A 23,485-nucleotide genomic window follows, 5' to 3' on the forward strand; every position below is an offset into this window, starting at 1 on the left:
CGCGACGATCGGGCGGGGCTTTCGGGGGCCGCGCTGGACCGGTGCCGACGGGGTGGCGTACGGGGACGTATACGCCTCCACCGGCCGGGCCCCCGCCGCAGGCGGCCCGAACGTCGGCGGTGGTCGGCCCGGCACGAACGCGGGGCCGCGGGGCTCTCCAAGTCCGGCGTACGGGGGCTCGGCGGGCGGCCCGCTCGAGTGCGGGTCACCGGCCTGTGCACCTGGCTTCACACCGCCGTACGGATCGTGCGACGGCGCGCCCGAGTCCGCGTCCCGGGCGCCCGCGCCCTCGAAGGAGCCCCCGCGCGCCGCGGCCAGACCCGGGTACGGGTCGTCGGCCTCCGGCCTCGACCAGCCGTCGTCAGCTCCGGTGTCACCGTACGGATGCTCGCGACCGTCGGGCCCGGGGCCCGGAGGGGCCGCGGGCCCCGGGTGGCCGGTGTGTCGGTTGTCGGACACGAAAACTCCTCCTTGGTCACCGCGCCCCTTCAGGGGCACGGGGCTGCATCAAATTGCGGCTCCACCAGCGCCCCGTCAGGGGCGCGGGGCTGTGTCGATTTGCGGCTCCGCCGCGCGGGCGCGACCAGCCACAACGAACCCGCAGCTTCGAACCGCCCTCCCAGCGGAGGGCCACCGCGTCACGGCAACCTCGAGAACCAGAGCAGGGACATCGCTGCGGCGGCAAGTGCCGCAAGCAGCCCCGCCGCGACGAACCACTGCCAGATCTCACGTTCCTCCGTGCGGTGCCCCACGGAGCTGCCGATGTCCTCGTACACCGCCTGGAGTTCTTCCCCGGTCGCGGCCTCGTGGAAGTCCCCACCGGTGCTGGAGGCAAGGTTCTCCAGAGCAGGGCCGTCCACAGGGACGGGGATGCTGTCGCCCGAGGGCAGCTCGATGGTGCCCCCTTCCGTGCCGTACGCGATGGTCGAGACCGGGATCTGGTCGCCGGCCGCCTCTTCGGCCGCCTCCTCGATGGAGCGGCCCGTGGTGTTGGAGCCGTCCGACAGGAGCACGATGTGCGCGGGCGGCGGACGGCGTTCGGCCTCCCGGTCGAGCATGCGGACGGCGTCGCGCGAGGCCACGACGGCCTCGCCGATCGCCGTGCCCTCGCCGGTGGTGAGCTGTTCGATGGCGGTGCGCAGCGCGGCCCGGTCGGTGGTCGGCGGCACCGCCACGTTCGCGGTGCCGCTGAAGGGGACGAGCCCGGCGTTGAAGCGCTCGGGCAGCCGGTCGACGAAGGCGAGGGCCGCTTGCTGGGCCGCCTCGAAGCGGGTCGGCTCGACATCCGTGGCCTCCATGGAGGCCGAGACGTCGAAGGCGACGACGATCGTGGCCCGTTCGCGCGGCACCTGCACCTCGGTGGTGGGCCGGGCGAAACCGACGATCAGCAGGCCGACCATGGCGCAGAAAGCGGCTGCGGGGACATGCCGGCGCCAGCCCGGCTGCTTGGGCGCGACCTTGTCCAGCAGATCGAGGTTGGTGAACCGGACGGCGTACCGGCCGCGTCGGCGCTGCACCACCAGATACACGGCGATCAGCGCGAGCAAGGGCACCAGGAGCAGCAGCCAGCCGGGCGAACGCAGACTCATGGCAGCTCCCGGTGGACGGATGGCGATGGGGATGAGGACGGCGGTGACATGGCACTCACCTGCACGGGCCGGGCGTTCACGCGGCACCGCCTCCCGCCCTGCGCCGCTGGGCCGCGACATGGCGTACGACATCACGCACCCAGTCACGATCCGTACGCAGCCGCAGATGGGCCGCGCCCGCCCGGCGTATGGACGTCTTGATCAACGCCCGCTGTTCCAGCGCCGCCGCGGCGTACCGCTCGCGCAACCGCCGTGCGTTGGTGGGGATTTCACGCCTGCGGCCGGTCTCGGGGTCGACGACGGTGAGCAACCCCACATCAGGCAGCTCCAGTTCGCGGGGGTCGACCGTCTCGACCGCGAGCAGCTGGTGGCGGTGGGCGATGGTGCGCAGCGGCTGCTCCCAGCCGGTCTCCAGGAAGTCGGAGACGACGGCGACGAGGCCGCTGCCGGGCAGGGTGCGCAGCGCGTACAGGGCGTCGGCGAGGCTCTGCCCGGCGGCGGTCTGGCCGGGTGCCACGCGGGGACGGTCCAGGGCGGCGCGCAGCACCCTGAGGAGGTGGCCGCGGCCGGTGCGCGGCGGGATCCGCCGGATGCCGTCGGGGCCGGTGATCTGGGCGCCGATCCGGTTCCCGGCCCGCTCGGTGAGGAAGGCGACGGCCGCGGCAGCGCCGACGGCCAGGTCGCGTTTCTCCATCTGGGCGGTGCCGAAGTCCATGCTCGCGGAGGCGTCGAGGACGATCCAGGTGGTCAGTTCACGGTCGGCGAGGGTGAGCCGGACGTGCGGGACGGTGGTGCGCGCGGTGGCGCTCCAGTCCATCCGGCGTACGTCGTCCCCTATGGCGTACGGACGGGTCTCGGACACCTCGCTGCCGGGACCGGGCACCAGCCCCGTGTGATCGCCCTGGAGGAGGCCGTCGGGACGGCGGGTGAAGAGCAACTCCAGGTGTTTCAGGGCTTGTTCGGGAGTGAGTTCACGCAGGCTCGGGGTGCTGCCGCTCATGCCGCATTCTCCTCCTGGTCGGGCCCGAGGTCGTGGCGCGGACTGACCCGTGGCTGCTCCACCGCGGCCAGCACCTCGTCGACGATCCCGGCTCCGGTGATGCCGTCGGCGAGCGCGTCGAAGGACATCACCAGCCGGTGCGCGATGACCTCGTGGGCCAGATCGTGCACGTCCTCGGGGAGGACGTAGCCACGGCCGCGCAACAGGGCGAGCGCGCGGGCGGCGGCGACCAGGCCGAGGGTGGCGCGAGGTCCCGCGCCGTGCGCCAGCCGGCCGTCGCGGCCCGCGAGTTCACGGGTCGAGACGATCAGCCGTACCGCGTACTCGGCGATCGCGTGGTGCACGAACACCTCGTCGGCGGCGCGCTGGAGCGCGATCAGCCGCTCCGGGGTGAGGACGGGGCGCGCCCGGGGTGGGTCGACGCTCATCCGGTAGAGGATCGCGAGTTCTTCGGACTCGCTCGGGGCGGCGATCTCCACCTTGAGCAGGAAGCGGTCGCGCTGGGCTTCGGGGAGTTGGTAGACGCCCTCGGACTCGATGGGGTTCTGGGTGGCGAGTACGAGGAACGGCTGGGGGACGGGGATGGTGGTGCCGCCGATGGAGACCTGGTGCTCGCCCATCACTTCGAGGAGCGCGGACTGCACCTTGGCGGGGGCGCGGTTGATCTCGTCGGCGAGGACGAAGTTCGCGACGACGGGGCCGGGTTCGACGGTGAAGGTCTCACTGGACTGCCGGTAGATCCGGGTGCCGGTGATGTCGGACGGTACGAGGTCCGGGGTGAACTGGAGCCGCGCGAACTTTCCGCCCGCGACCTGGGCGAGGGTCTTCGCGGCGAGCGTCTTGGCGACACCCGGCACGCCCTGCAGCAGGCAGTGCCCACGGGCCAGGACCGCGGTGAACATCCGCTCAACCATGCGGTCTTGGCCGACTATCACGCGCTTGACCTCGAAGAGCGCCTCTTCGAGAAGCTTGCCGTCGCTTGTCTCGTGGTTCGTGGTCACCGTGCCTCCGCGCTGTCTGATGCGAGGACCGTGTGGGGCGTACGTGTCATGGTCTTGTCGCTCCTTAGCGCCGTCGGGCTGCGGCTCCGCCCGTCGCGCGGGGCGGGCGAGGCCGTTGTGAGGCGTTGCCTGGGAGCAAGACCATCAGGCGGGGGCGAAAACCGGCTTAAGGACGGCGCAACGCGAGGCAGAGCGGAGTTCCGGGACCTCGTCATCGCGGGTGGGCACAGCGGCCAACGGCCAGAGGAACGGTTACGTTGGTCCGGAGCCGCACAAGAGCGACCGAACGGAGCCCCCATGCCCTTCGCCCGACTCGCCTCAGCGACGACCCCCACCTGCCACATCGGCCTGGGCCTCGCCGCCGTCGGCCGCCCCGGCTATATCAACCTCGGCCGCGAGAGCGACCTCCCGGCCGAGCGCAGCGTCGAGGCGTTGCGCGAGCGATCTCATGAACTCCTCGACGCCGCCTACGCCCAGGGCGTCCGCTACTTCGACGCGGCCCGCTCGTACGGCCGTTCCGAGGAGTTCCTCACCGACTGGCTGCGCACCCGGCCCGAGGTCGACGATGTCGTCATCGGCAGCAAGTGGGGCTACACCTACACCGCGGGCTGGCGGGCGGACGCCGAGGAGCACGAGGTCAAGGACCACAGCGTCACCACGTACGAGCGGCAGCGCGCCGAGTCCGCCGAACTGCTCGGCGACCGGCTCGACCTGTACCAGATCCACTCGGTGACCCCGGACAGCCCGGCCCTCACCGACAAGGAACTCCACGCCAAGCTGGCGGAGGCCGCAGCCCAGGGGCTCACGATCGGCTTCTCCACCAGTGGACCGGCCCAGGCCGACGCCATCCGGGCCGCGCTCGCCGTGACGGTCGAGGGCGAGCCCCTCTTCCGTACCGTCCAGGCCACCTACAACGCGCTGGAGATCTCCGCCGCGCCCGCGCTCGCCGAGGCGCATGCCGCCGGGCTCACCGTGATCGTCAAGGAGGCCATGGCCAACGGCCGCCTCGCCGGTCCGCACGCCCCGGAGGCGGTGCGCGCCATCGCCGAGGCGGCGGAACTCGGCGCCGACGCGGTCGCCCTCGCCCTCGTCCTGCGACAGCCCTGGGCCGGTGTCGTCCTCTCCGGCGCGGCCACCGTCAACCAGCTCGTCTCGAACCTGCACGCCGCGGTAGTCGACCTCGACGACGAACAGACGGCCCGGCTGGCCACACTCGCCGAGGAGCCGGGCACGTACTGGGAGCGGCGCGGGCAGCTGCCCTGGCACTGAGCACCCACTGATCACCGGAGTCCAACACTGCGGGCACCGCAGGCAGGCATGACTGAGCGAGCATGAATGAGCCACGTACGCCTTGAGTGAGACACTCATGTCTCATGTGGGCTATGGTTGTCTCATGGCTGTCGATCGCTCCCACGTACTCCGCAGCGCCGCCGCGCTGCTCACCCGGAAGTCCACCTCCACCATGGACGAGGTCGCCAAGGCCGCCGGGATCAGCCGGGCCACCCTGCACCGCCAGTTCGCAGGGCGCGACGCCCTCGTGCGAGCGCTCGAAGAGCTCGGCATCGAGGAGTGCGAGGCGGCGCTGGACGCGGCGCGGCTCGACGAGGGGTCCGCGAGCGATGCCGTACGCCGGCTGGTGCGCGAGATCGAGCCCGCCGCCGGACTGCTCTCGTTCCTCTACACGGAGAACCAGCTCTTCGAGGGTGAGCAGCAGAACGAGGGTTGGGCCCGGCTCGACGCCCGTATCTCCGCCCTGTTCCGGCGTGGCCAGGAGAGCGGCGAGTTCCGTATCGACCTCACGCCCGCCTGGCTCACCGAGGCGCTGTTCGCACTGATCGCGTCCTGCGCCTGGGTCGTACTGAACGGCAAGGTCGCCGCGAAGGACTTCCACCACATGATCGTCGAGCTGCTGCTCGGCGGCGCACTACGGAGAGAATCATGACCAGCACACAGCAGTGGACGGCGGCGACGGAAGTGGAGAAGCGCCCCGGGCGCTGGCTCGCACTGGCCGTGCTCGTCCTCGCCGTGCTGCTTGTGGCCGTCGACGCGACCGTACTCGGGCTTGCCACCCCGTACATCAGCGAGGACCTGAAGCCGTCCGGTACTCAGTTGCTGTGGATCGGTGACGTCTACTCGTTCGTGATCGCCGGTCTGCTCGTCTCGATGGGCAGCCTCGGCGACCGTATCGGCCGTAAGAAGCTGCTGCTCATCGGCTCGGTCGCGTTCGGCCTGGTCTCCGTGCTCAACGCCTATGCGGGCACTGCGGAGTTGATGATCCTGGCGCGGGCGCTGCTCGGCGTCGCGGGCGCGACCCTGATGCCCGCCACGCTCGCCCTCATCCGCAACCTCTTCCACGACCCGCGCGAACGCAGTCTCGCCGTCGGCATCTGGGGCGCGACCGCCTCCGCGGGCATGGCGATCGGGCCGATCGCCGGCGGTTTCCTGCTGGAGCACTTCTGGTGGGGCTCCGTCTTCCTCATCAACCTCCCCGTGATGGCGGTCCTCGTCGTCGTCGGCATGAAGCTGCTGCCCGAGTCCCGTGATCCCGAGCCCGGCCCGTGGGACCTGATCAGTGTCGTCCTGTCGCTCGTCGGGATGGTCGGCATCGTGTACGGGGTCAAGGAGGCCGCCGCGCACGGGGTGAGCGGGGAGGCGGCTGCCGCGGGTCTGCTCGGTGCCGCCGCGCTCTTCGGCTTCGTACGCCGTCAATTCGCGCTGGAAACACCGCTGTTGGACATGCGGTTGTTCCGCAACCGCGGCTTCTCGGCGGCCGTGCTCGCCGATCTGCTGACCATTCTCGGCCTGTCGGGTCTGGTCTTCTTCCTCTCGCAGTACCTGCAACTCGTCCAGGGCATGCGGCCGTTGATGGCGGGTCTCGCCGAACTGCCCGCCGCGGTGGGCGCGGTGGTGGCCGGACTGATCGCGGGTTCGGTGGCGCGCCGATACTCGGTACGGGCCGTCGTCGCGGGCGGGCTCGCCGCGATCGGCCTCGCGCTGGCCACGCTCACGCTGCTGAGCCCGTCCACCGGCTATCCACTGCTCGGCGGCGCACTGCTGTTCGTGGGCGTCGGCGCGGGCTTCTCGTTCACCGTGACCGCCGACGTGATTCTCTCCAGTGTGCCGAAGGAGCAGGCGGGCGCCGCGTCCGCGGTCTCCGAGACGGCGTACGAACTCGGCGCGGCCCTCGGTATCGCGCTCCTCGGCTCCATCGTCACGGGCGTCTACGCCGGCTTCACGGCTCCGGCCGGTACGTCTCCGGGGGTGGCCGCAGCGGCGCACGAGTCCCTGGGCGGCGCGGTGGAGGCGACGGCGGGCCTGCCGAACGCCGAGGCGCTGCTGAGCGCCGCCCGCGCGGCCTTCGTCGACGGGCTCACGCTCGCGGCGGGTGCCGGCGCGGCGGTGCTGCTCGGCGCGGCGGTGGCGGCGTGGTTCCTGCTGCGGGGGCAGCGGCTAGAGGGCGGGACGGAGCACCCGTAGCCCGCCGCGCGCCGTGGTGGCCTGGTGGCGTACGGGTGCCCAAGTCACCCAAATCCCCAGGCCACCGGCCGCTTTAAGCCCGTTTTCGCCCTCACCTGATGCTCTTGGACGTGTACCCGATGTCGTCCCACTCGGCTGAAGGAGCCACCGACATGACACGTCGTACCCGTAAGACAGTTGTCGTCGCCGCTACTGTGCTGGCCGTCGCGGGCCTGGCCGGAGGCGGTGTCGCCATCGCCGCCGACGGCGACCGACCGCCGCGCGACAAGGTCGAGTTCGTCGTCGAGGAAGGCACGTCGAACAGCGGAACCAGCGCCTGGAGCGAAGAGGACTGCCCTGAGAAGGACGGGGGCAGCGGCAGCACCCCGTCCGAGTCCACGGGCGATCCGGCCGACGCGCTGTGACCGCCGCGCTCCCCCGCTGACCTCAGGCACTCACGGGCGCTCACCCGCTTACTTGCGGGCGTTCGCCCACGTGTGCTGGGCCGCCACGTCCGCCTTGACCTCGGCGAGCTGGACCGCGACCGCGCTGGGGGCCGTGCCGCCGCGGCCGTTGCGGGAGGCGAGGGCGCCGGGGACGTTGAGGACGGTGCGTACCTCGGGGGTCAGATGCGCGGAGATCTTCGCGAACTGTTCGTCGGTCAGCTGGTCCAGTTCCTTGCCCTCGGCCTCGGCGACCTTCACGCACTCGCCCGCGACCTCGTGCGCGACGCGGAACGGCACGCCCTGCTTGACCAGCCACTCGGCGATGTCGGTGGCGAGCGAGAAACCGGCCGGGGCCAGCTCCTCCATGCGCTCGCGGTTGACGGTCAGGGTCGCCATCATGCCGGTGAAGGCGGGGAGCAGGACCTCGAGTTGGTCGCAGGAGTCGAAGACCGGCTCCTTGTCCTCCTGGAGGTCGCGGTTGTACGCGAGGGGCAGCGCCTTGAGCGTCGCCATCAGGCCGGTCAGGTTGCCGATCAGCCGGCCGCTCTTGCCGCGTGCCAGTTCCGCGATGTCCGGGTTCTTCTTCTGCGGCATGATCGACGAGCCGGTGGAGAAGGCGTCGTGGAGGGTGACGAAGGAGAACTCCTTCGTGTTCCAGAGGATGATCTCCTCGGCGATCCGGGAGAGGTTCACGCCGATCATCGCGGTGATGAAGGCGAACTCGGCGGCGAAGTCCCGCGAGGCCGTCCCGTCGATGGAGTTGCCCGAGCTGCCGTGCTCGAAGCCGAGGTCGCGGGCGACGGCCTCCGGGTCGAGCCCCAGACTGCTGCCGGCCAGGGCTCCCGAGCCGTATGGCGACACGGCCGTCCGCTCGTCCCACTGGCGCAGGCGCTCGGCGTCCCGGGAGAGGGCCTGGGCGTGGGCCAGTACGTGATGCGCGAAGAGCACCGGCTGGGCGTGCTGAAGGTGCGTACGGCCCGGCATGGCGACGTCCGGGTGGGCCTCGGCCAGACCGATCAGGGCGTCCTGGAGATCGGCGATCAGGCCGCCGATGATCCGGGCGTGGTCGCGCAGGTACATCCGGAAGAGCGTGGCGACCTGGTCGTTGCGCGAGCGGCCCGCGCGCAGCTTGCCGCCGAGGTCCGGGCCGATCCGCTCCAGGAGGCCGCGCTCGAGCGCCGTGTGCACGTCCTCGTCGGCGATGGTCCCGACGAGCGTGCCGTCCGCCACATCGGCTTCGAGCTGGTCGAGGCCCGCGAGCATGCGCTCCAGCTCGTCGTCGGTGAGGAGGTTCGCCTTGTGCAGCACGCGCGCGTGGGCCCGTGAACCGGCGATGTCGTACGGCGCGAGCCGCCAGTCGAAGTGGACGGACGCGGACAGCTTGGCCAGGGCCTCGGCGGGACCGTCGGCGAAACGGCCGCCCCAGAGCCGTACGTCACCGCTGTTGCTGCTCACTTGCTCTGCTCCTCGGAGAATGGTGAATGTGCGACCGCCTCCCCACCCTTGCAGGTGAGGAGGCGGCTGTCAGGTCAGTGCGTGCGAGGCTCGCGCCCCGCGTGGCGGGCTTACGCCAGATCCCGCTTCGCGGCGATCTTCGACGACAGGCTGTAGATGTCGATGAAGCCCTTCGCCGCGGACTGGTCGAAGGAGTCGCCCGTGTCGTACGTCGCGAGGTTGAAGTCGTACAGCGACGACTCGGAGCGGCGGCCGGTGACGACGGCGCGACCGCCGTGCAGGGTCATCCGGATGTCGCCGGAGACGTGCTGGTTGGCCTCGTTGATGAAGCCGTCCAGGGCGCGCTTGAGCGGGGAGAACCACAGGCCGTCGTAGACCAGCTCGCCCCAGCGCTGCTCGACCTGCCGCTTGTAGCGGGCGAGTTCGCGCTCGACGGTGACGTTCTCCAGCTCCTGGTGGGCCGTGATCAGCGCGATGGCGCCGGGAGCCTCGTACACCTCACGGGACTTGATGCCGACGAGGCGGTCCTCGACCATGTCGATCCGGCCGATGCCCTGGGCGCCGGCTCGCTGGTTGAGCTGCTGGATCGCCTGCAGGACGGTGACGGGCTTGCCGTCGATGGCGACCGGGACGCCCGCCTTGAAGGTGACGACGACCTCGTCGGGCTCACGCGGGAGCGCGGGGTTCTGCGTGTACTCGTAGACGTCCTCGATCGGGGCGTTCCAGATGTCCTCCAGGAAGCCGGTCTCGACGGCGCGTCCGAAGACGTTCTGGTCGATGGAGTACGGCGACTTCTTGGTGGTGGCGATCGGCAGGCCCTTGTCCTCGCAGAAGGCGATCGCCTTGTCCCGGGTCATCGCGTAGTCGCGGACCGGGGCGATGCACTTGAGGTCGGGGGCGAGGGCGACGATGCCGGCCTCGAAGCGGACCTGGTCGTTGCCCTTGCCGGTGCAGCCGTGGGCGACCGTGCTCGCGCCGTGCTTCTGGGCGGCGGCGACGAGGTGCTTGACGATGGTCGGCCGGGAGAGGGCGGAGACCAGCGGGTAGCGGTCCATGTAGAGGGCGTTGGCCTTGATCGCCGGGAGGCAGTACTCCTCGGCGAACTCGTCCTTGGCGTCCGCGACCTCGGCCTCGACGGCACCGCAGGCGAGCGCGCGCTTGCGGATGACGTCCAGGTCCTCGCCGCCCTGGCCGACGTCCACGGCAACGGCGATGACCTCGGCGCCCGTCTCCTCGGCGATCCAGCCGATGGCGACGGAGGTGTCCAGGCCGCCCGAGTAGGCGAGTACGACGCGCTCGGTCACGGGTTTCTCCTCACAGTGCATTCGCTGACATGCATGAGTATGCAGCACTCTGCATGGTTCGTCAATCTCGGGGTCCGCTGGAGAGCATGGCGAACAAATCTCAGGTTTTGTTTGAACGGGTGAAACCGCTTTCGCGTATCTCCCGCTGAACGCAGGCGCCGCGTTTGTACACCGCAAGACCGCTGTACCGCACAGACAGCACGCCGCCCGAGGGACCACGGGCGGCCCACCCCCGACCAGAGCGAGGCTTCCGCATGTCCAGGGCTCTCCCGAAGTACCACAAGCGCCGCGTGGCGATGATCGGCGGCGCCGCCGCTGTCGTGTTGTCCGGCGCCGTGATCGCCGGATCGGCCTTGGCCGGAGAGACGTCGAACAACGGCGAGCAGGCCGCCACGAACGCGTCGCCCGGCACGGTGAACTGCCCGGCCGTGGAGGGCAGCCTCCCCGCGATCCCGGCCTCCGCGCAGGCCGAGGTGGAGCGCAACCTCACGCTCCTCGACACCCAGATCTCCGAGGCCGACAAGAGACTGGTCGACACGGTCGGCCAGGGCGGCGCCAACTTCGTCCAGAACGCCATCCTCGGCCCGCTGGAAGACAAGCGCATCGCCACCCTGAACCGCATCGAGACGGCGATCGGCCGCGCCGCCGAGAAGCCCGAGGGTCTCGAAGCGCTCGCGGCCTGCGAGCTCAACGCGGGTGGGGCGGCTGACGCGGGCGGCGAGGCCGAGGAGGAGCCGACCGAGGCGCCCACCGACGCGGCGGGCGGGAACGAAGACGCCGGGGCAGGGGACGCGGCCGGTGACGCCGGAAACGCGGAGGACGCGGGCGGAGCCGAGGACGCGGGCAACGCCGGCGCCGCGGGCACCATCAGCTGCCCCGACGTCGAGCCGAGCCTGCCCGCCGAGATCCCCGCTTCCGCCCAGGCGGAGGTGGACAGCAACCTCGCTCAGCTCGACACCCAGATCGCCGAGGCCAACCAGCGCATCGTCGACACGGTCGGCCAGGGCGGCCCCAACTTCATCCAGAACGCCATCCTCGGCCCGCTGGAGGACAAGCGCGTCGCCGCGCTGAACCGCATCGAGACCGCCATCGGTCGTGCTGCGGAGAAGCCCGAGGGCCTCGAAGCCCTCGCGGCCTGCGAGCTCAACCAGTAACCGACGCCACCGAGTAAGCCCTCCGTGGCCGCCCCGAGCGCTGGGCCGGGACGGCCACGGAGCCTTGAGCTGCCCTGTGCGCAGTTCCCAGAGCGCGTAATTCCTTAGACAGTCAAAGGAGTTGCGCGAATAATCGTTAGACATGGGAAAGACTTACGAGCGCATAGACGGCCGACTGCGTACGTTCATCGAGGCGCAGCCCCTCTTCTTCACAGCGACGGCGCCCCTGTCCGGGGACGGCACGATCAACCTCTCCCCCAAGGGCCTCAAAGACTCGTTCGCGGTCCTGGACGAACTCACCGTCGCCTACCTGGACTTCGCCGGCAGCAACGCCGAGACGATCGCCCACCTGCGGGAGAACGGCCGGATCACCCTGATGTGGTGCGCCTTCCAGGGCCCACCGAACATCGTCCGCGTACACGGCCGCGGTGAGCCGGTCTTCCGTGACGATCCGCGCTTCAAGGAGCTCCTCGCCCATTTCCCGGACATCGACCCGACCCCGCACGGCCTGCGCGCGATCATCGTCGTGACCGCCGAACTCATCCGCGACACCTGCGGCTACGCGGTGCCCTTCATGACGTACGACGAAGACCGCGAGCTGCATGCCAAGCGCTTCGCACGCGAGGACGACACCTCGCTGAGCGAGTACTTCGGGAAGAAGGAGCACATAGCGACGAGTCTGGACGGTCTGCCCGGGCTGCCCCTGCCGCTGCCTCCCACCCCAGCCTGAGCTCGTACACCTTGAGAACCTTGCGGCATTCCGTACCGTCATGACCGGGTGCGCATGTTTTGCGGATCTTCTTGCTACACAAGGCTGTTGAGACATTTGACGGAATTCTCCCCTCCGCCGTTCGCAGCGCCTACGCTCGGCGCCAGCGCGCCCAAGGCGCTGCCAGGGGACGTCCGGAGAAGTCGCACAGTGTCCGGACCCGGGGCTTGAGCCCACAAGGAACACAGGGACAGCACGACATCAGGAACAGATGGGGGATCCATGTTCCGACCCGCACGCGAACCTCAGAGCAAACGCCATGTCCGCAACTCCTACTACGTCCTCGGCGAGGGCATCTTCAACGATCCGGGCACGAGCAGCGACACCCCGATCGAACCGTCGACGCCGTCGACCATCGCCTCGCTGCGCAAGTTCCGCTTCTCCCGTCTGAGCCCCGTGCCCGGGACCACGGTGACGAGCAGGGCACTGCGCGAGGCGCTCGCCAAGGCGATGACGCCCGACCCCGCCGGCCCGGCCGGAGAGTCGCCGGACTCCTCCCGCCCCGCCATTCCGGCGGGATTCACCTACCTGGGGCAGTTCGTCGACCACGATATGACGCTCGACGCCACCATCCGGGACCTGGAGCAGGACGTCACCGTGGAGGAACTCATCCAGGGCCGCTCTCCCGCACTGGACCTCGACAGCCTGTACGGGCGAGGGCCGCAGAAGCCGCAGGACCGGAAGTTCTACGGGCCCGACGGAATCCGGTTGCGTACAGGCAGGACTCAGTCGGCGGGAGGACCCTCGGACGGCGTCAACGATGTCCCGCAGCAGGAACTGGACGGGTTCGACCTGCCCCGGATCGGCATCGGTTCGTCGATCGGGGAGCGGCGGGCAGCGCTGATCCCCGATCCCCGCAACGACGAGAACCTCGCCGTCGCCCAGATCCACTGCGCCTTCATCCGCTTCCACAACAAGGTCGTCAGCGACCTGGCCGCGAAGGGGACGGACAGCGCGGTGCTCTTCGACACCGCGCGCGAACTGGTCGTCAAGCACTACCAGTGGATGCTGCGCACGGACTACCTGATCCAGATCGTCGACGACCAGATCGTGGACGACGTCTTCACCCACGGTCGCAGGTACTTCGATGTGGCGCCCGAGATCAAGTACGGCGACGGCGCTGTCGAAGACGACACGTACCGAACCCTTCAGCCCGGTGACGCGCCCACCATGCCCATCGAGTTCTCGGTGGCGGCCTTCCGCCTGGGCCACAGCATGGTCCGCGCCGAGTACGAGTGGAACCGGGTGTTCAACAGCGGGCAAGGCCCCGGCGTCATCGCTCCCGCGACGCTGCGGCTGATCTTCGTCTTCTCCGCGACCAGCGGAAACTTCCAGCCCTTCCCGCCCGACGACGACAACCCGGACGCGGGCAGCGCGGAGCGTCTGCCGACCAACTGGGTCGCCGATCTTCCCCGGCTCTTCGACTTCAGCGAGACCGGCCGCAAGGAGCTCATGCGGACCGCGGACCAGTTCAACCTGGCGAAGCGGATCGACACCCTGCTGGTCGACATGCTCAAGGATCTCCCGCTCGGGTCGTTCGGTGCCCGGGGGGCCACGGTCCCGGAGATCGAGCGCAATCTTGCCTTCCGGAACCTCACCCGGGCCAACATGCTCAAGCTCGCGACCGGCCAGGAGATGGCGGAGTTCTTCAAGCTCGACGAGGACGAGCGGCTCACCGAGGACGAGATCGAGCACGGCAGCGGCGGTGCGTCGCTGGCGGAACTGAGCCCGGAGGAGCGGGAGTCGGTCAGGACCAAAACTCCCTTGTGGTTCTACATCCTCAGGGAGGCCGAGGTGAAGGGCGGCGGCCGGCTGACCGGGGTCGGCGGCCGTATCGTCGCCGAGGTCTTCCACCGGGCCATGGAGGGCAGCAAGCACTCCATCGTCCGTGATCCCGAGTGGCGTCCCACCCTCGCTGTGGACCAGAGCACCTTCCGGATGAGCGATCTGCTGCTCTACGCGTTCGAGGGCAAGGCCGAACTTCTCAACCCGCTGGGTCCCCCGCCGGGTCTGTGAGCGCGGACCCCGTGGACACCGTGGGTTCCGGGCGGCCTGCCAGGCCCGCTCGGAACCCACGGGAGTACCGGCGAGTACACCAACGGACGGCGCCTGTACGGCCCATCCGGACTGCCCCTGCCGCTGCCTCCCCGTAGCGTCCGGTTCATGCGCCTCGGAGCCGCCGTCCTCCTCGTGTCCGCGTCCCTCCTCACCCTGGCCCCGAGCGGCCCGCCTCCCCTTCCCGAGCGGATGGCGGACACCGGCGGCGGCACCCAGCTCATCACCGCGCAGGCCTCGCGCACGTCTTCGACGACCGGGACCCTCACCTGGTGGGACCGGCGCGACGGACGCTGGGTGAAGGCCGGTTCCTCAGCCGCGCGCTTCGGCGCCAAGGGGCTGGTCGAGGGCGGCTCGCGCCGACAGGGGACGAGCACGACACCCACCGGGCTCTACGACCTTCCGTACGCGTTCGGGATCAAGGCCGCGCCCGGTGGGACCAAAGCCCCGTACCGCCGCGTGCGCCAGAACTCCTGGTGGTGCCAGGCCAACGACTCGCGCTCCTACAACCGCTGGACCGAGCCGCGCCCGGCCGACTGCCGGGCCGCCGAGTCCGAGCACCTGATCTCGTACGGAACGCAGTACGCGTACGCGCTCGTCATCGGCTTCAACTACGAGCGGCCCGTGCGCGGGCACGGCGCCGGGATCTTCCTGCACGTCAACGGGCGTGGGGCGACAGCCGGTTGTGTGTCCGTGCCGCGGGACGCGATGCGGCGGATCCTGGGCTGGGCGGATCCGGCGCGCAGGCCGCACATCGCGATCGGGACGGAGAGCGGTCCGACCTCGATCGTCCGCTACTGAGGTCGATCGCTGTCGGTTGCCGAGGTCGGTTGCCGAGATCGCTCAGCCCTTCGCGCCGCCGCCGGGTTACCGCGAGTCGCAGCAGTTCACCCCTTACTCCCTGGTGCATTGAACAAGCTGCCGTCCCGGGACGTACCACTGGGCCAAGGGCCACTCCCCCTCTCGCCAGTCCCACGGAGGAACCGTGAGTACGATCGCCGGCGGTCGCGCTGCGCGGCGCCAGACGTTGCGCCGCATCCGCCCTCGCCGCAACCCCGCAGTCCCGCTGCTGCTCGCTGTCTGGGCGGGTGCGGTGGGGGTGGTCTGGCTGTGGTGGAGCAACACTCCGGCCATCGCCAACAACACGGACCGGATACTGGGCGCCGGCCGGATCACCGGCCTGCTGGCCGGTTACCTGATGGCCCTCGTGGTGTTGCAGATGGCCCGGGTGCCCGCGCTGGAGCGCCGCGTCGGCTCGGACCGCGTGGCGCGCTGGCACGCGATGAGCGGCCGCTACACGCTCTGCCTGGTTCTCGCGCACCTCATCCTGACCATGTACGGCTACGCGCTGCAGGCCGGACTCGGGTTCTCCGGGATCGTCGAGCAGACCATCGACTCGGTGAACACGCTGCCGGACATGGGCAAGGCGGCGATCGGCACGAGTCTGCTGCTGTTCATCGGCCTGATCTCCATCGGCGGGATCCGGCGCAGGATTCCGTACGACACCTGGTACCACATCCATCTGCTCACGTACGCGGCCGTGTACCTGTCGTTCTGGCACCAGCTGTCCACGGGCAACGACTTCGCCGTCCAGCCCGCCGCGACGACGGCCTGGTACGCGCTGTACGGGACCGTGACCGCGCTGGCGCTCTGGTACCGGGTGCTCGTGCCGATCCGGCTGAACATGCGGCACCGTATGCGGGTCGCGGATGTCGTCGAGGAGGCACCCGGGGTCGTCTCGGTGCTGATCTCGGGGCGGCGGCTGCACCGCATCGGCGCCGAGGCCGGGCAGTTCTTCCGGTGGCGGTTCATGGCGCCGGGCATGCGCTTCAGCTCGCACCCGTACTCCCTGTCGGCGGCGCCCCGCCCCAACATGCTGCGCATCACGGTGAAGGCGATCGGCGACCACACCTCCAGGCTGCGCGAGCTGGAGCCCGGTACCCGCGTCTGGGCCGAGGGCCCGTACGGCGCGATGACCGCCTCCCGGCGCAGGAGCGGCAAGGTGCTGCTGATCGCGGGCGGTGTCGGCATCACCCCGATGCGGGCGCTGTTCGAGACGCTGCCCGGCTCGCCCGGCGATCTGACGCTGCTGTACCGGGCCAACAGCACCCAGGACCTGGCTCTGTGGGACGAACTGGCCGCCATCGCCGACGAGCGCGGCGCCCGGCTCATGTACGCGGTCAACAGCCCGGACGGGGAACGCCCCGACATCTCGGCGGAGACTCTGCGCAGAAAGCTGCCGGACGTCGACAGCCATGACGTTTTCCTGTGCGGGCCTCCCGGCTTCGCACAGCAGGTCTACGAAGCACTCCGCGGCGCGGGCGTACCGGCCCGCCGCATCCATCACGAGTCGTTCGAGATGTGAGCGACGGGAGTCAGGAGCAATGAAGAAGAGTCACCCCATCCGGCGTGTCATGCTCGCAACCGCCGCCACCGTGTCCGGGATCGTGCTGGTTCTGTCGCTGAAGCCGGCGTCGGACCCGTCATCGTCCGCATCCGCGCAGGGCGGCGGAGCATCGCCACAGGGAGGCGCCCAGCAGTCGGCCGTCCAGGACGGCGCGGTCACCGGAGACGCGGCCACGACCGAGTACGGCCCCGTCCAGGTCCGCCTCACCATGGCCGGCGGCAAGATCACCAAGGCCGAGGCCGTACAGCAGCCCAAGGGCGGACGCAGCGACCAGATCAGCGCCGACGCGATCCCCAAGCTCAACCAGGCGGCCGTCGCCGCGGGCAGCGCCGACATCGACGCGGTCTCCGGCGCCACGTACACCAGCGCCGGCTACAAGAAGTCCCTCCAGTCCGCCATCGACAAGGCTCCCAAGTCCGGTGGCGGTGGCGGTGGCGGCTCGTCGTCCGGCTCGGCCCAGGCCCAGACGGTCACCGGAGACGTGGCCACGACCGAGTACGGTCCTGTCCAGGTCCGCGTCACCATGGCCGGCGGCAAGATCACCAAGGCCGAGGCCGTACAGAAGCCGACCGGTGGGCGCAGCGACCAGATCAGCGCCAACTCCGTGCCCAAGCTCAACCAGGCGGCCGTCGCCGCGGGCAACGCCGACATCGACGCCGTCTCCGGCGCCACCTACACCAGCGCCGGCTACAAGAAGTCCCTCCAGTCGGCCATCGACAAGGCTCCCAAGTCCGGTGGCGGGTCTGCTGCCGGATCCGGCCAGGCCGGTGCGGGCAACGGCGGTGGCGGTAGCGATAGTGGTAGCGGGTCCGCAGGCTCCGACAATGCCGGTGGCGGTGGCGGGTCCAGCGACGTGGCAGCCGACGCGCGCGTCGTGACCGGCAGCGTGGCCGAGACCGAGTACGGCCCCGTCCAGGTCCGTATCACCTACAACGGCGGCAAGATCACCAAGGCCGAGGCCGTACAGAAGCCGAAGGGCGGACGCAGCGACCAGGTCAGCGCCAACTCGATTCCGAAGCTCAACCAGGCGGCCGTCGCCGCGAGCAGTGCCGACATCGATGCCGTCTCCGGTGCTTCCTACACCAGCGCCGGCTACAAGAAGTCCCTCCAGAACGCCTTGGACCAGGTCGGTGGCTGAGGTGGCGGATCCCGCGCAGGCGCTCCCCGCGGTGCGTCACGCGGAGGAGGTGATGGGCACGGTCGTCTCGTTCGACGTGCGCGGCGGCGAAGCGGCGGCCGTGCAGACCGCGTTGGAGGAGGCGATCGCCCAACTCCACGTGGTGGACGCGGTGTTCAGCACCTTCAAGGAGAACAGTCAGATCTCCCGGCTCGGCCGGGGCGAGCTGACCGTCGACGACTGCGACCCGGAGGTCGCCGAGGTCCTCGAACTGTGCGCCGAGGCCGAGCGGTTGAGCGACGGCTGGTTCAGCACGAAGTACGCGGGTGTCGTCGACCCGACCGGTCTGGTGAAGGGCTGGTCGGTCGAGCGTGCGGCCCGGCACCTCATGGCAGCCGGGGCGAGCGGCGTCAGCGTGAACGGCGGTGGCGACGTGCAGTTGCTCGGCACACCGGGGCCCGAGCGGCCCTGGCGGGTCGGTGTCTCGGACCCGCTGCGCCCCGGCTCCCTCGCGGCGGTCGTCTCCGCGGCGGGCGCCGACGAACTGGCCATCGCCACCTCGGGTTCCGCCGAGCGCGGCGTCCACATCGTGGACCCGGGCACCGGCAAGTCCGCGGTCACCGACCTGGTGGCCGTGACCGTGGTGAGCCCCCGGCTCACCTGGGCGGACGCCTGGGCGACGGCGGCCTTCGCGATGGGCGCCCGGCACGCCCTCAGCTGGCTGGAGTCCCTACCGGACGTCGAGGCGCTGCTCATCACGGCGGGCGACGAGGTCCGCTGTACCGGAGGTCTCGGCGCCCGCCTCGGGTGAGCCCCGACAGGGGCGTACGCCTCAGTGGTTGTTCTGGGCCAACCGCAACAAGTGATCGGCCAGAGCCTGACCCCCACTGGGGTCACGGCTGATCAGCAGCAGCGTGTCGTCGCCCGCGATCGTGCCGAGGATGTCGTGCAGTTCGGCCTGGTCGATGGCCGAGGCGAGGAACTGTGCGGCGCCCGGCGGCGTACGCAGGACCACGAGGTTGGCGGACGCCTCCGCGGAGATCAGCAGCTCCGCGGACAGGCGCCGCATCCGCTCCTCCTTCGCCGACTCGCCCAGCGGTGCGCGCGGGGTGCGGAAGCCGCCCTCGCTCGGTACCGCGTAGATGAGGTCGCCGTCGTTGTTGCGGATCTTCACCGCGTTCAGCTCGTCCAGGTCCCGGGAGAGCGTCGCCTGTGTGACGGTCAGCCCGTCGTCGGCGAGGAGCTTCGCCAACTGGCTCTGGGAGCGCACCGGTTGCCGGTTGAGGATGTCCACGATCCGGCGGTGGCGTGCGGTGCGGGTCTGCGGCACGGCAGGCCCGGCGTGCTCGTGATCCTGCGCCTGACTCATCGTCGTCGTCTCATTCTTTGGCTCGTCCGTCCCCGTTGGCTACCGCGTCCAGGACACCGGGAAGGGCCTGGAGCAGCGCGTCCACTTCGTCGTCGCCGAGGTTCAGCGGCGGCATCAGCCGTACGACATCGGGGGCGGGCGCGTTCACCAGTAGGCCGGCGTCCTGAGCCGCCTGCTGCACCTGGGGCGCGAGCGGCTCGGTGAGCACGATACCCAGGAGCAGGCCCGAGCCACGGACATAGTCGATCATTGGGTGGCCCAGTGCCTCCACCCCGCCGCGCAGCTTCTCGCTCGTCCGCTTCACGTTCTCCAGCAGACCCTCGGCCTCGATGGTGTCGAGGACGGCGAGCCCGGCGGCGCAGGCGACCGGGTTCCCGCCGAAGGTCGTGCCGTGGTGCCCGGGCTTCAGCAGCTGGGCGGCGCGGCCGAAGGCGACGGTCGCGCCGAGGGGCAGTCCGCCGCCGAGGCCCTTGGCGAGGGTGACGATGTCCGGCAGGACACCCTCGTGGGCCTGGTACTCGAACCAGTGCCCGGTACGCCCGACGCCCGTCTGCACCTCGTCGAGGACGAGGAGGGTGCCGGTGGCGGCGGTGATGGCGCGGACCGCCTTGAGATAGCCGGCGGGCGGTACGACCACGCCGTTCTCGCCCTGCACCGGCTCGACGATCACGAGTGCCGTGTCTTCGGTGACCGCGGCGGCCAGCGCCTTCGCGTCGCCGTACGGGACATGCGTGACGTCACCCGGCAGCGGCAGGAACGGCTCCTGCTTGCCCGGCTGCCCGGTGAGCGCGAGCGCGCCCATGGTCCGGCCGTGGAAGCCGCCCTGCGTGGCGACCATGTGTGAACGCCCGGTCAGCCGCCCGATCTTGAAGGCACCCTCGTTGGCCTCGGCCCCCGAGTTGCAGAAGTACACGCGCCCGTCACGCCCGAAGAGCTGGAGCAACCGTTCGGCGAGCGCGACGGGCGGCTCGGCGACGAAGAGGTTGGAGACATGGCCGAGGGAGGCGATCTGCTTGCTGACGGCCTCGACGATCGCGGGATGGGCGTGGCCGAGCGCGTTCACCGCGATCCCGCCGACGAAGTCGAGGTACTCCTTGCCGTCGGCGTCCCAGAGCTTCGTGCCCTCGCCGCGGACGAGGGGCAGCCGTGGGGTGCCGTAGTTGTCCATGAGCGCGCCCTGCCAGCGCGTGGTCAGCTCCTGGTTGGTCATGACTCCCCCACTGCGTCGTTCGCTACGTCGTTCTCTGCGTCCGGCACGACCATCGTGCCGATGCCCTCGTCGGTGAAGATCTCCAGCAGGATCGAGTGCTGGACGCGCCCGTCGATCACACGGGCGGTGTTCACACCGTTGCGCACGGCGTGCAGACAGCCCTCCATCTTCGGCACCATGCCGCTGGCCAGCTCGGGCAGCAGCTTCTCCAGCTGCTTCGCGGTGAGGCGGCTGATCACCTCGTCGGAGTTCGGCCAGTCCTCGTAGAGTCCCTCGACGTCCGTGAGGACCATGAGGGTTTCGGCGCCAAGTGCCGCAGCGAGTGCCGCAGCCGCCGTATCAGCATTGACGTTGTAGACATGTCCGTCGTCCTGGGAACGGGCGATCGAGGAGATGACCGGGATCCGGCCGTCCTCGAGCAGTGCCTCGATCGCACCTGTGTCGATTGCGGTGATCTCGCCGACCCGCCCGATGTCGACCAACTCGCCGTCGATCTCGGGCCGGTGCTGGGTGGCGGTGATGGTGTGCGCGTCCTCGCCGGTGAGCCCTATGGCGAGCGGTCCGTGCTGGTTGAGCAGCCCGACGATCTCGCGCTGGACCTGTCCGGCCAGGACCATGCGTACGACGTCCATGGCCTCCGGGGTGGTGACTCTGAGCCCCGCCTTGAACTCGCTCTCCAGCCCGTGCAGATCGAGCTGCGCGTTGATCTGCGGGCCGCCGCCGTGCACGACGACGGGCTTGAGGCCGGCTTGCCGCAGGAAGACGACGTCCTGCGCGAAGGCGGCCTTCAGCTCCTCGTTCACCATGGCGTTGCCGCCGAACTTGATGACGACCGTCTTGCCGTTGTGCCGGGTGAGCCAGGGCAGCGCCTCGATGAGGATCTGCGCCTTGGGCAGTGCGGTGTGCTTCCGCGTCGCATTGCTCATGACGAGTATGCGCTGTTCTCGTGGACGTAGTCCGCGGTGAGGTCGTTGGTCCAGATCGTGGCGGTCTCGTCGCCGGCTGCGAGGTCGGCGACGATGTGGACCTCGCGGTAGCGCATGTCGACCTTGCCGCGGTCCTCGCCGACGCCGCCGTTCTTGCAGACCCATACGCCGTTGATGGCGACGTTCAACTGGTCGGGCTCGAAGGCCGCTTGGGTCGTACCGATGGCGGACAGGACGCGGCCCCAGTTGGGGTCCTCGCCATGGATCGCGCACTTGAGGAGGTTGTTGCGGGCGATGGAGCGGCCCACCTCGACGGCGTCGTCCTCGCTCGCCGCGTTGATCACCTCGACCTTGATGTCCTTGCTGGCGCCCTCGGCGTCCCGGATGAGCTGCTGCCCGAGGTCGTCACAGACCGCGCGTACAGCCTCGGCGAACTCTGCGTATTCCGGGGTGACTTGGGAGGCGCCGGAGGCGAGCAGCAGGACGGTGTCGTTGGTGGACATGCAGCCGTCGGAGTCGACGCGGTCGAAGGTGACCTTCGTGGCCGCCCGCAGGGCCTTGTCCAGTACGTCGCTCTCGACGTCGGCGTCCGTGGTGAGGACGACGAGCATGGTGGCGAGGCCGGGGGCGAGCATGCCCGCGCCCTTGGCCATGCCGCCGACGGTCCAGCCGTCCTTCGTCACGACGGACGTCTTGTGGACGCTGTCGGTGGTCTTGATGGCGATGGCGGCCTTCTCGCCGCCGTGCTCGGTGAGTTGGGCGGCGGCCAGCTCAACTCCCGGCAGCAACTTGTCCATCGGGAGCAGCAGACCGATGAGGCCGGTCGAAGCGACGGCGACCTCCCCGGCGTTGTGCCCCAGAACCTCGGCGACCTTCTCGGCGGTGGCGTGTGTGTCCTGGAAGCCCTTGGGTCCCGTACAGGCGTTGGCGCCACCGGAGTTGAGGATCACGGCGGAGACGAGGCCGCCCTTGAGTACCTGCTCGGACCACAGCACCGGTGCGGCCTTCACACGGTTGGAGGTGAAGACGCCCGCGGCGGCCAGACGGGGCCCGTTGTTGACCACGAGGGCCAGGTCCGGGTTGCCGTTCTCTTTGATGCCTGCTGCGATGCCGGAGGCGGTGAAGCCCTTGGCAGCGGTGACGCTCACGGTGCGACTCCGATCGTGGAAAGACCGAGCTCCTCGGGCAGCCCGAGGGCGATGTTCATGCTCTGCACCGCGCCGCCCGCGGTGCCTTTGGTGAGGTTGTCGATGGCGCTGATCGCGATGATGCGGTGCGCGGCGGCGTCGTACGCGACCTGGATCTGAACGGCGTTGGAACCGTAGACGGACGCGGTCGCCGGCCACTGCCCTTCCGGCAGCAGATGTACGAAGGGCTCGTCGCCGTACGCCTTCTCGTACGCGGCGCGCACGGACTCGGCGGTGACGCCGCGGCGGGCCTTGGCGGTGCACGTGGCGAGGATGCCGCGCGGCATCGGGGCGAGGGTCGGTGTGAAGGAGACGGTGACGGGCTCGCCTGCCGCCGCGCCGAGGTTCTGGATCATCTCGGGGGTGTGCCGGTGGACACCGCCGACGCCGTACGGCGACATGGAGCCCATGACTTCGCTGCCCAGCAGATGCGGCTTGGGCGACTTGCCCGCGCCTGAGGTCCCGGAGGCGGCGACGATCACGGCCTCGGGTTCGGCGAGCCCGGCCGCGTACGCGGGAACGAGCGCGAGCGAGGCGGCGGTCGGGTAGCAGCCGGGTACCGCGATGCGCTTGGACCCCTCCAGCGCGGCGCGGCCACCCGGCAGTTCGGGGAGCCCGTAGGGCCAGGTACCGGCATGCTCCGAGCCGTAGAACTTCTCCCAGTCGCCCGCGTCCTTCAGCCGGAAGTCGGCGCCCATGTCCACGACGAGGACGTCCGGACCGAGCTGCTCGGCAACAGCGGCGGACTGCCCGTGAGGCAGGGCGAGGAAAACGACATCGTGCCCGCCGAGGACGTCGGGGCTGGTCTCCTGGAGCACACGATCGGCGAGCGGCAGCAGATGCGGCTGCAGCGCACCCAGCCGCTGCCCCGCGTTGGAGTTGCCGGTCAGAGCACCGATCTCGACCTCGGGGTGTACCAGGAGCAGCCGCAGCAGTTCCCCGCCCGCGTACCCACTCGCTCCGGCCACCGCCGCACGTACCGCCATGGAACCCTCCTCCTCGATGGCATGACTATACGTTTCGCTGCACGTTTATGCAAT

General features: G+C 70.1%; 21 protein-coding genes and 1 pseudogene. 11 read left to right on the plus strand and 11 right to left on the minus strand.

Translation table 11 applies throughout. From position 1 onward, the window contains the following. From IEZ21_RS23865 to IEZ21_RS23880, 4 genes and pseudogenes are all read right to left on the minus strand, one after another. Positions 1 to 459 (minus strand): annotated as a pseudogene (locus IEZ21_RS23865) (hypothetical protein); the annotation flags it as partial. A 179-nt stretch (positions 460 to 638) separates the two neighbouring features. Next, on the minus strand, positions 639 to 1,589 hold the full coding sequence (locus IEZ21_RS23870; protein ID WP_189323949.1) for a VWA domain-containing protein: 951 nt from the start codon (positions 1,587 to 1,589) through the stop codon (positions 639 to 641). 76 nt (positions 1,590 to 1,665) lie between these two features. Then, positions 1,666 to 2,589, minus strand: coding sequence for a DUF58 domain-containing protein (locus IEZ21_RS23875; RefSeq protein WP_189323950.1), 924 nt, complete (start codon positions 2,587 to 2,589; stop codon positions 1,666 to 1,668). Continuing rightward, positions 2,586 to 3,590 (minus strand): AAA family ATPase, encoded by a 1,005-nt coding sequence (locus tag IEZ21_RS23880; RefSeq protein ID WP_246568086.1) that lies wholly within the window; start codon positions 3,588 to 3,590, stop codon positions 2,586 to 2,588. Before IEZ21_RS23880 ends, IEZ21_RS23875 begins: the two co-directional genes overlap by 4 nt. A gap of 297 nt (positions 3,591 to 3,887) precedes the next feature. On the opposite strand from IEZ21_RS23880, the gene IEZ21_RS23885 reads away from it, so the two are divergent. The 4 genes from IEZ21_RS23885 to IEZ21_RS23900 all read left to right on the plus strand — a co-directional run bounded on the left by IEZ21_RS23885 (position 3,888) and on the right by IEZ21_RS23900 (position 7,471). Then, entirely contained in the window at positions 3,888 to 4,859 is a 972-nt protein-coding gene (locus IEZ21_RS23885) for an aldo/keto reductase (RefSeq protein WP_189323951.1), read from the plus strand. Between the two features lie 124 nt (positions 4,860 to 4,983). Then, complete coding sequence (locus IEZ21_RS23890; RefSeq protein ID WP_033323494.1) at positions 4,984 to 5,532, plus strand: TetR/AcrR family transcriptional regulator; 549 nt, start codon at positions 4,984 to 4,986, stop codon at positions 5,530 to 5,532. After that, positions 5,529 to 7,067, plus strand: coding sequence for an MFS transporter (locus IEZ21_RS23895; protein ID WP_189323952.1), 1,539 nt, complete (start codon positions 5,529 to 5,531; stop codon positions 7,065 to 7,067). Before IEZ21_RS23890 ends, IEZ21_RS23895 begins: the two co-directional genes overlap by 4 nt. 152 nt (positions 7,068 to 7,219) lie before the next feature. After that, positions 7,220 to 7,471 (plus strand): hypothetical protein, encoded by a 252-nt coding sequence (locus IEZ21_RS23900; protein WP_189323953.1) that lies wholly within the window; start codon positions 7,220 to 7,222, stop codon positions 7,469 to 7,471. A 48-nt stretch (positions 7,472 to 7,519) separates the two neighbouring features. Here IEZ21_RS23900 and argH read toward each other — a convergent pair whose 3' ends face one another. Further along, the gene (gene argH / locus IEZ21_RS23905) at positions 7,520 to 8,947 is read right to left on the minus strand and encodes an argininosuccinate lyase (RefSeq protein ID WP_189323954.1); all 1,428 of its coding nucleotides are present in this window, start codon (positions 8,945 to 8,947) and stop codon (positions 7,520 to 7,522) included. Positions 8,948 to 9,057: 110 nt separating this feature from the next. Next, complete coding sequence (locus IEZ21_RS23910) at positions 9,058 to 10,251, minus strand: argininosuccinate synthase (RefSeq protein ID WP_189323955.1); 1,194 nt, start codon at positions 10,249 to 10,251, stop codon at positions 9,058 to 9,060. Between the two features lie 254 nt (positions 10,252 to 10,505). Here IEZ21_RS23910 and IEZ21_RS23915 point away from each other — a divergent pair, with 254 nt between their 5' ends. The 7 genes from IEZ21_RS23915 to IEZ21_RS23945 all read left to right on the plus strand — a co-directional run bounded on the left by IEZ21_RS23915 (position 10,506) and on the right by IEZ21_RS23945 (position 18,564). Beyond that, on the plus strand, positions 10,506 to 11,405 hold the full coding sequence (locus IEZ21_RS23915; RefSeq protein WP_189323956.1) for a hypothetical protein: 900 nt from the start codon (positions 10,506 to 10,508) through the stop codon (positions 11,403 to 11,405). Between the two features lie 142 nt (positions 11,406 to 11,547). After that, on the plus strand, positions 11,548 to 12,135 hold the full coding sequence (locus IEZ21_RS23920; protein ID WP_189323957.1) for a pyridoxamine 5'-phosphate oxidase family protein: 588 nt from the start codon (positions 11,548 to 11,550) through the stop codon (positions 12,133 to 12,135). A gap of 261 nt (positions 12,136 to 12,396) precedes the next feature. Then, a complete protein-coding gene (locus IEZ21_RS23925; protein ID WP_189323958.1) occupies positions 12,397 to 14,190 on the plus strand; it encodes a peroxidase family protein in 1,794 nt (597 codons plus the stop codon). Between the two features lie 147 nt (positions 14,191 to 14,337). Then, positions 14,338 to 15,030: a L,D-transpeptidase family protein gene (locus IEZ21_RS23930; RefSeq protein ID WP_189323959.1), complete on the plus strand. Its 693-nt coding sequence runs from the start codon at positions 14,338 to 14,340 to the stop codon at positions 15,028 to 15,030. A gap of 184 nt (positions 15,031 to 15,214) precedes the next feature. After that, positions 15,215 to 16,594: a ferredoxin reductase family protein gene (locus tag IEZ21_RS23935; protein WP_189323960.1), complete on the plus strand. Its 1,380-nt coding sequence runs from the start codon at positions 15,215 to 15,217 to the stop codon at positions 16,592 to 16,594. A 19-nt stretch (positions 16,595 to 16,613) separates the two neighbouring features. After that, positions 16,614 to 17,774 (plus strand): FMN-binding protein, encoded by a 1,161-nt coding sequence (locus IEZ21_RS23940; protein ID WP_189323961.1) that lies wholly within the window; start codon positions 16,614 to 16,616, stop codon positions 17,772 to 17,774. Between the two features lie 52 nt (positions 17,775 to 17,826). Next, the gene (locus tag IEZ21_RS23945) at positions 17,827 to 18,564 is read left to right on the plus strand and encodes an FAD:protein FMN transferase (protein ID WP_189324059.1); all 738 of its coding nucleotides are present in this window, start codon (positions 17,827 to 17,829) and stop codon (positions 18,562 to 18,564) included. Between the two features lie 21 nt (positions 18,565 to 18,585). Here IEZ21_RS23945 and IEZ21_RS23950 read toward each other — a convergent pair whose 3' ends face one another. The 5 genes from IEZ21_RS23950 to argC are packed head-to-tail and all read right to left on the minus strand — an operon-like array spanning position 18,586 to position 23,431. Next, entirely contained in the window at positions 18,586 to 19,122 is a 537-nt protein-coding gene (locus IEZ21_RS23950) for an arginine repressor (RefSeq protein WP_033323478.1), read from the minus strand. Between the two features lie 10 nt (positions 19,123 to 19,132). Next, positions 19,133 to 20,332, minus strand: a complete 1,200-nt coding sequence (locus IEZ21_RS23955; protein ID WP_033323477.1) for an acetylornithine transaminase — start codon at positions 20,330 to 20,332, stop codon at positions 19,133 to 19,135. After that, a complete protein-coding gene (argB, locus tag IEZ21_RS23960) occupies positions 20,329 to 21,258 on the minus strand; it encodes an acetylglutamate kinase (RefSeq protein ID WP_033323476.1) in 930 nt (309 codons plus the stop codon). The genes IEZ21_RS23955 and argB overlap by 4 nt, the downstream gene beginning before the upstream one ends. Further along, positions 21,255 to 22,406 carry a bifunctional glutamate N-acetyltransferase/amino-acid acetyltransferase ArgJ gene (gene argJ, locus IEZ21_RS23965; protein ID WP_189323962.1) on the minus strand — a complete coding sequence of 384 codons (1,152 nt, stop codon included), beginning with the start codon at positions 22,404 to 22,406 and terminating at the stop codon, positions 21,255 to 21,257. Before argJ ends, argB begins: the two co-directional genes overlap by 4 nt. Then, positions 22,403 to 23,431: an N-acetyl-gamma-glutamyl-phosphate reductase gene (gene argC, locus IEZ21_RS23970; protein ID WP_189323963.1), complete on the minus strand. Its 1,029-nt coding sequence runs from the start codon at positions 23,429 to 23,431 to the stop codon at positions 22,403 to 22,405. The genes argJ and argC overlap by 4 nt, the downstream gene beginning before the upstream one ends. Positions 23,432 to 23,485: the final 54 nt, after the last annotated feature.

The sequence above is a fragment of the Streptomyces flaveus genome (genome assembly GCF_014647675.1).
Lineage (GTDB): Bacteria > Actinomycetota > Actinomycetes > Streptomycetales > Streptomycetaceae > Streptomyces > Streptomyces flaveus.

What these genes read in the sequence shown, in the direction of transcription:
- IEZ21_RS23870 (WP_189323949.1), bottom strand. Translation starts at nt 1,589, where the DNA reads ATGAGTCTGCGTTCGCCCGGCTGGCTGCTGCTCCTGGTGCCCTTGCTC.
- IEZ21_RS23875 (WP_189323950.1), bottom strand. Translation starts at nt 2,589, where the DNA reads ATGAGCGGCAGCACCCCGAGCCTGCGTGAACTCACTCCCGAACAAGCC.
- IEZ21_RS23885 (WP_189323951.1), top strand. Translation starts at nt 3,888, where the DNA reads ATGCCCTTCGCCCGACTCGCCTCAGCGACGACCCCCACCTGCCACATC.
- IEZ21_RS23890 (WP_033323494.1), top strand. Translation starts at nt 4,984, where the DNA reads ATGGCTGTCGATCGCTCCCACGTACTCCGCAGCGCCGCCGCGCTGCTC.
- IEZ21_RS23895 (WP_189323952.1), top strand. Translation starts at nt 5,529, where the DNA reads ATGACCAGCACACAGCAGTGGACGGCGGCGACGGAAGTGGAGAAGCGC.
- IEZ21_RS23900 (WP_189323953.1), top strand. Translation starts at nt 7,220, where the DNA reads ATGACACGTCGTACCCGTAAGACAGTTGTCGTCGCCGCTACTGTGCTG.
- IEZ21_RS23915 (WP_189323956.1), top strand. Translation starts at nt 10,506, where the DNA reads ATGTCCAGGGCTCTCCCGAAGTACCACAAGCGCCGCGTGGCGATGATC.
- IEZ21_RS23920 (WP_189323957.1), top strand. Translation starts at nt 11,548, where the DNA reads ATGGGAAAGACTTACGAGCGCATAGACGGCCGACTGCGTACGTTCATC.
- IEZ21_RS23925 (WP_189323958.1), top strand. Translation starts at nt 12,397, where the DNA reads ATGTTCCGACCCGCACGCGAACCTCAGAGCAAACGCCATGTCCGCAAC.
- IEZ21_RS23930 (WP_189323959.1), top strand. Translation starts at nt 14,338, where the DNA reads ATGCGCCTCGGAGCCGCCGTCCTCCTCGTGTCCGCGTCCCTCCTCACC.
- IEZ21_RS23940 (WP_189323961.1), top strand. Translation starts at nt 16,614, where the DNA reads ATGAAGAAGAGTCACCCCATCCGGCGTGTCATGCTCGCAACCGCCGCC.
- IEZ21_RS23945 (WP_189324059.1), top strand. Translation starts at nt 17,827, where the DNA reads ATGGGCACGGTCGTCTCGTTCGACGTGCGCGGCGGCGAAGCGGCGGCC.
- IEZ21_RS23950 (WP_033323478.1), bottom strand. Translation starts at nt 19,122, where the DNA reads ATGAGTCAGGCGCAGGATCACGAGCACGCCGGGCCTGCCGTGCCGCAG.
- IEZ21_RS23955 (WP_033323477.1), bottom strand. Translation starts at nt 20,332, where the DNA reads ATGACCAACCAGGAGCTGACCACGCGCTGGCAGGGCGCGCTCATGGAC.
- argB (WP_033323476.1), bottom strand. Translation starts at nt 21,258, where the DNA reads ATGAGCAATGCGACGCGGAAGCACACCGCACTGCCCAAGGCGCAGATC.
- argC (WP_189323963.1), bottom strand. Translation starts at nt 23,431, where the DNA reads ATGGCGGTACGTGCGGCGGTGGCCGGAGCGAGTGGGTACGCGGGCGGG.